The sequence below is a fragment of the Microcystis sp. M083S1 genome (assembly GCF_020246405.1).
In the GTDB taxonomy this organism is placed as follows: Bacteria; Cyanobacteriota; Cyanobacteriia; order Cyanobacteriales; family Microcystaceae; genus Microcystis; species Microcystis aeruginosa_C.
This window is the reverse complement of record NZ_JADBTB010000124.1, coordinates 1-4,981: the sequence shown is the minus strand read 5'-3', so window position 1 is coordinate 4,981 and position 4,981 is coordinate 1. Positions and strand designations below refer to the sequence as shown.

At 44.4% G+C, this 4,981-nt stretch carries 5 protein-coding genes; 2 read left to right on the top strand and 3 right to left on the bottom strand.

From position 1 onward, the window contains the following. Positions 1 to 164 precede the first annotated feature (164 nt). Positions 165 to 632 (top strand): aspartyl protease family protein, encoded by a 468-nt coding sequence (locus tag IM450_RS12870; protein ID WP_002803164.1) that lies wholly within the window; start codon positions 165 to 167, stop codon positions 630 to 632. Here the strand turns inward: IM450_RS12870 and IM450_RS12865 are convergent. Continuing rightward, positions 627 to 2,288: a M14 family metallopeptidase gene (locus IM450_RS12865; protein WP_287669025.1), complete on the bottom strand. Its 1,662-nt coding sequence runs from the start codon at positions 2,286 to 2,288 to the stop codon at positions 627 to 629. The genes IM450_RS12870 and IM450_RS12865 overlap by 6 nt on opposite strands. Positions 2,289 to 2,359: 71 nt before the next feature. Between IM450_RS12865 and IM450_RS12860 the strand changes: the two genes are divergently transcribed. Then, positions 2,360 to 2,572 (top strand): hypothetical protein, encoded by a 213-nt coding sequence (locus IM450_RS12860; RefSeq protein ID WP_002751038.1) that lies wholly within the window; start codon positions 2,360 to 2,362, stop codon positions 2,570 to 2,572. On the opposite strand, the gene IM450_RS12855 is transcribed toward IM450_RS12860, so the two are convergent. Both IM450_RS12855 and IM450_RS12850 read right to left on the bottom strand, forming a co-directional pair. After that, positions 2,569 to 3,315, bottom strand: coding sequence for a circadian clock KaiB family protein (locus IM450_RS12855; RefSeq protein WP_287669022.1), 747 nt, complete (start codon positions 3,313 to 3,315; stop codon positions 2,569 to 2,571). The genes IM450_RS12860 and IM450_RS12855 overlap by 4 nt on opposite strands. A 90-nt stretch (positions 3,316 to 3,405) precedes the next feature. Beyond that, positions 3,406 to 4,725 (bottom strand): type IV pilus twitching motility protein PilT, encoded by a 1,320-nt coding sequence (locus IM450_RS12850; protein WP_287669019.1) that lies wholly within the window; start codon positions 4,723 to 4,725, stop codon positions 3,406 to 3,408. Positions 4,726 to 4,981: the final 256 nt, after the last annotated feature.

The following is a 4,981-nucleotide window of genomic DNA, read 5'->3' as shown; positions in this document are numbered from 1 at the left end:
GAGTGATTGGGGGGAAAATTTAGGGATTTTTTCCCTGAAAATTAGGTAATTGACCACCTGAAAATGGGTAAAACCCCACACCCCACACCCCACACCCCACACCCTGCCCCCACGAAAAACTTTTTCAGCAGCCCCTAATTAGGGGTAGAATTGAGGCTAGTATTATGGTTGAGCCAGCAATTATTGCAGAAGATATGGGCAAAATCTACACCACGATTACAGTTATCAATCGCGCCGATCAAATTTTAGCAGCAGCGGCTGTGATTTCTCCCGATCAAATTCGCTCTCTTACCCTAGAAAATGTCTTGGTGGATACGGGAGCAACTACTCTTTGTCTAGTGCCAGAAGTAATCTCCCGCTTGGGTTTACAGCTTTTAAAAGAAGTAGATGTGGCTACGGCTAAAGGCATAGGAAAAGTGAGAATTTTTCGCGATGCCACCTTGATTATCGCTGGACGAGAAGGCACTTTTGAATGTTGGGAATTACCCGGAGGTCAAAACAATTTATTAGGAGTAATTCCTTTAGAAGCTTTGGGATTAGAACCAGAGCTTCGCGGCCAAAAATTGCGAGTTTTACCCACGGAATCCAACGAGACTTATTTAACAATTTTATCGAACAAAATAGCTCTATAAAGTAACTTTTTGTCTGACTGTTCCGGCTCTTTCAGCTATAGCGACAATCTCGATTTCTTGACCAGAAACTCCTTTAATTACCCATTCCACCGTACAGCGATAATCTAAACCGTGAGCGAGACTACTATATACTTTATTTGATCGCCCTTCTAAGTGACCGATTTCCTGCTCTAATTTTCCCACTATTAAACTTGCATCATCGACCAAATTTAACTTGACTTGAATGGGACGAACTATCTTTCTTTCCAGTGCTTTTTTACTGGTATAAGTGGGTAAGAATCCCTGATTTTCTAACTGTAAAACCAGATGATAAATACCATTGCCCTCCGACTTAAGATCGAGACGAGAGATAGCTAAAAGAGGTGACATTAAAGCATGGGCAATAGTAAACTGACATTGTTTCTCACATAAATCTGGTAAATACTTTTCTGGGGCATTTTGCCAGACATTTTTAAAGTCCCAACCGCCAATTTCCACCTCTCCCAATTGGGGATGATCAAAACTTTGCCAATTAACAAAACCCTTTCCCGCTAAATTCTCATCATTCCAACGCTGTAACTTCAATTCATCTTCAAAAGGATGCCAGCGAAACCATTGAATATAATCATCTTTTTTCACTCCCGCTTGGGTGGGTGCATCCCATAACTCCACCGTAAAACCATACCAACCAAAATGATCGTAACCATAATCATCCATGGCACCGTTAATCACTTCTTTGGGATGATCACGAAAACCGTGATAGACAGAAACGCATTCATAACCAGTCATTGCTTTTCCCTTATCAGCAATATATTTATACATTTCTAAGTCTTCCACGGGGAAATATTCATCGGGATGGGTGCTATAGGGACGCAACATGACTGCCGAATAGGTATGATAGGTAACGAAGCCATTAATATTGGTGTTATTTGCCCAAAATTCGGCTTCTGCACGGGTTTCTGGCTCGGAAAAAGGAAAATCTCCAGCCCCCTGTTGTTCCCCTTCAGGAACCCAATAAACGGGATAATTGCGGTTAAAATCTAGGCCCTCTAGGGTGGGGGCAGTGGTAAAATTATAGCCATCGTAATCGCGGATTAAACCTTCGGTGAGCAAAGTGTAAAAAGTTCCCTCAAATTCCTCCGGTTCGCGACGCACCATAATGCGAGGATATTGTTCAGAAATTTTCCAAGCGCCACAGGTATCTTTTTGGCGCATTTGTAAGATTAAACCATCGCCGTTAATATCTTCAGGATATAGCCCCGGTTTCTCGTCCGTGTGGGGATAGGGGCGAATACTTGATCGTAACATATAGGGAGTGGTGAGATATTTTTCTGCTCCATCCACGGCTAATCGCGGCAAAATATAGACAGTGTAATGGTCAAGAAGTCTGGTAATTGGCGAATTATGACCGTATTGGCTCAAAAGATGAGAGATAGTATAGAGAGCGACGGCAGAACCTGTTACTTCCCCCGCATGGGTGTTAGCATCAATCCAATAGGCAGGTTTTTCTAAATAGGGGCCTGTGGCTTGATTTGTTAGGGTAGTTAACCAGATATCTCGATTTTCGTAGGTTTTACCGATCGAGGTGAGGCTAATTAAATTAGGATAGGATGAGGCTAGGTTTTTGAGGAAAGAAACTAATTCGGCGTAGGGGTAATAGTGGCTAAAATCAAACATAATCTTCTGCAACTAAAAAAAGGATTCTTGGGTTAATTTGACAAAATATGGGATAATAACAGTAAAAAACTATGGATAGTCAAGATATCGCTCGCTACATTGAAGAAACTAACGGTATTTCCAAGCCTTGGCTGTTGGTGCAATTGCGTCTCAAAAAACTGCAAGAACGTCGTGCCAGTCTTTCCCAACAGGAATACATCCAAGAATTGGATGATATTCAGCAAGACTTAATGAAATTGGGCGAATGGTGGCGAGGAATCGAGTCAGAAGTCTTTAAACCCTAAGCGGTGGCGATAATCTGCAATACTCGCGGTAAATCCTCAAATTCGCCGATGATGCGTTTCACTGGTTGCGGCCAAACCCGGACTAAAGTGGGAATAGCAGAGACATGATTAGATTCTGCTTGTTCTGGATGTTTAGAGATATCGATCACTTTCAGGGTATAGGGATGGTGTAATTCTCGTTCCAGAAGCTGATGGATCGATTCTAGGGTGTGTTTAGTATTGGCATTATTGCCGGAGACAAATAACCGCAAAACATAACCCTTGGGACTAGGGTTAGTATAGTCGGAGTCAGCACCAATCACCGGAGTAGCCGCGGGAAGCTCCTGATAACGGAGAATCAGATCGTGGGATTGCCAAAGCTGGGGAAACTGCTGACGATAGGTTTCTAAGATAGTGGGATTAGAGGATTGTTCCTGCCAAGGTACAGTAAACCAAGCTCGCTCGTCCGTGGCGAAAATAGCATTTAATAAAGGCTGATAGCGACGGACAAGGGGATAGACTTCGGCTCTAGTATGAATACGGTGACTGTAGGGATCTCGCCAGCGATCGATGGTAGCGGTAAAACTAGGAACTAAAAAATGGGGTGGTTCTGGCAACCCTAAAGCGGACTGGAGAGCAGCACAGAGATTCAGATGCCAATGAGTTTGTTTATTAGGATCGATACAGTAAATTAGGTCGCCCCCGGGGGTAAACAGGGCGATGCCTTTAAAAATATCGGGCAACACAATCGCAGAAGTAGCCACTTGAGGGGTTCCCGTAAAGAATAAATAGGAGCTTCTATTTTTCTAGACTACTAAACTCTTGACCCCTGAAGAATTTCCTTCAGGGTTTTTCTAGATTCTACCCCGGAGCATCATCGCCAGTTCATTGGGGACTGGGGACATGGCCAAGGCTACCTCCTCGGTAATCCGTCCCTTTTGATAGAGGTTAAACAGGGATTGATTAGTGGTAATCATGCCGTGGTATTCGCCGTCTTTCATTAATTCAACAATTTCGTCATTTTTGCCGCTGCGAATGTAATCCTTGATGGCATCTGTATTGACGAGAATATCGTAAAAAGCAGCCCGTTTACCGTCGGTGGTGCGACATAAACCCTGCGAGATAATACAAACTAAAGATTCTGCGATCGCCACCCGCGTCGATTCCCGTTCCTCGGCGCTATAAAGAGTTAAAATCCGGTCAAGGGTTTTTACAGCGCTGTTGGTGTGCAGGGTTCCCAGGACTAAGTGACCGGTTTGGGCAGCTTTCAGGGCAGTATTAACGGTGGATTTGTCCCGCATCTCCCCCACCAGAATAATATCTGGGTCTTCCCGCAAACAGGCTTTTAGGGCATTATCGAACTCATGGGTGTGTATTCCCACTTCCCGTTGTTTGATCAAACTGCGACGACTTTCATGGACAAATTCGATCGGGTCTTCGATGGTGATAATATGTTTGGGGTGTTCTTTATTGATGTAATCGATCATGGCTGCTAGGGTGGTGGATTTCCCTGAACCCGTCGGACCGGTGATTAAAATCAATCCCTTCTGCACATCGCACACATCCCGGAAGACCATCGGTAAGCGCAATTGTTCCATAGTGGGGATTTTCATGGGAATCAGACGCAAAACCATCCCCGGACCGCGCAGACTTTCAAAGATATTAATCCGCACCCTAGCGAAGTCGTACTGAGTCGCACCGTCAAATTCTAGGTCTTTTTTAAAGCGAAGGATTTCTTCTTCACCGAGCATTTCGCGTAACCAACTATAAAAAGTGTTGATGTCAATTTCAGGATAGTCGAGAATAATCATTTCGCCACGATCCCGCATCCGGGGTTGTTCTCCAACTCCCAGGTGAACGTCCGAATAACCCCGATCAAAGGCAAACTGGATCAAATATTCTAAGTTGGGTTGATTGGGAGCTCGGCCCGGCCGGGGTGGGGTTTGGGGAGAAGCAGCCTGACTGGGAGCGCGACTTTGGGGAGGACTTGAAGGTGAAATTTGACCATTTTGCGGCATATTTGGCACTTTTTTGACCTGCGTCGCCACCTTTTGGCTCATTTCTTGATTTATCTCTGGTGTGGTTCCCTTGATTAACTCCGAGGGAGGCATCGGGATGGAGGGAACCGGCAGCGGTTGTAGTGGTCGCGAGGAAGAATTGGGATTTTGACTCATTTTTGAACTCTCAAAAATTAATTATGCCAGAACTCTATAGTACAAATTATCTAAGTAAGCTGCAAGGCTGATAGATTGAGGATTAAGGAGCCAGTAGTCTCCAAGTCAGTATTCAGGCTCTCTTGGATTTGGTGGGTAAAGTGTATTCTAAGATACATTCCTCCTAGCGAGGGGGTGGAACGAACCACAAAGACACAAAGGACACAAAGATTGATCGATCCGATGTAAGTTAAACTTATCACACAGAACCTAGAAG

Excerpts from the sequence above, each read along its gene's own strand:
- IM450_RS12865 (WP_287669025.1), bottom strand. The coding sequence starts at position 2,288 with ATGTTTGATTTTAGCCACTATTACCCCTACGCCGAATTAGTTTCTTTC.
- IM450_RS12870 (WP_002803164.1), top strand. The coding sequence starts at position 165 with ATGGTTGAGCCAGCAATTATTGCAGAAGATATGGGCAAAATCTACACC.
- IM450_RS12860 (WP_002751038.1), top strand. The coding sequence starts at position 2,360 with ATGGATAGTCAAGATATCGCTCGCTACATTGAAGAAACTAACGGTATT.
- IM450_RS12850 (WP_287669019.1), bottom strand. The coding sequence starts at position 4,725 with ATGAGTCAAAATCCCAATTCTTCCTCGCGACCACTACAACCGCTGCCG.